The 827-nt window shown below is 46.9% G+C and carries 1 protein-coding gene; it reads right to left on the reverse strand.

What is annotated here, in order from left to right; genetic code table 11:
• Nucleotides 1-63: 63 nt before the first annotated feature.
• On the reverse strand, nucleotides 64-726 hold the full coding sequence (locus D1841_RS17660; RefSeq protein ID WP_160644974.1) for an NADPH-dependent oxidoreductase: 663 nt from the start codon (nucleotides 724-726) through the stop codon (nucleotides 64-66).
• Between the last annotated feature and the right edge of the window lie 101 nt (nucleotides 727-827).

Consider the following 827-nt stretch of genomic DNA (forward strand, 5'->3'; position numbering starts at 1 on the left):
CCCAATTCCTTTTGCTCTTTTTTGTGCCCCCTAGCCCTTTGGCGTGCGTCCTTGCGTACTAACTTAATGACATTGGTTCCCTACACGGTTATTCCACGGACGCTCTTTCAAATAATGCGCGTAAATCTCGTCATATTCCGCAATTAGCGCTTCAACATTCTGCCTGTACTGTTCTTCAAAATAAACCGCTTCTTTTGGGAAACGGGGTTTGATACCGGGGTTCTCTGCCGGATAACCGACACATAATCCAAGCAGAGGAATCACATACTTAGGGAGATTTAATTCCCGTACTGCCTCCAAAGCATGAAGACGTATATCCCCTATCGGCACAGTGCCAAGCCCAAAGGATTCTGCGGCGGCAACCGCGGTTGCAAGGGCAATCCCGACCTCATTCGCACCCACGATCAGATTATCAATCTGCCCCACCGTATCCTCAAATGCCTGTCCTTTCTGCTGGCAGGCTATCCATGTCCGGTAAAAATCTGCACAAAATATCAGAAAAATAGGAGCCTGCGCGATATGCTTCTGTCCTCCACAAAGCTCCGAAAACTTCTCTCTGCGGGATTTATCTTTTATCGCAATGATTGAAACGTGCTGGAGATTTACCCAGTTCGGCGCAGCCTGAGCTGCTCTTACAATCTGGTCTAATATTTCTTCCTCCACCGGTCTTTCCTCATACTTACGAATCGACCGGTGGGACAGCAAAGTATTCATCACTTCATTCATCTTCTTTCCTCCATACTCAATGATTCGTACTGTAAACTAAAATGAAAGTTGAAGACCCGCCAGCCCTTCTGGTACAATGGTTTCACCACAAATCCAAGTAC

Origin of the sequence: Neglectibacter sp. X4 (assembly GCF_009917365.1) — a bacterium.
GTDB lineage: Bacteria > Bacillota > Clostridia > Oscillospirales > Acutalibacteraceae > Acutalibacter.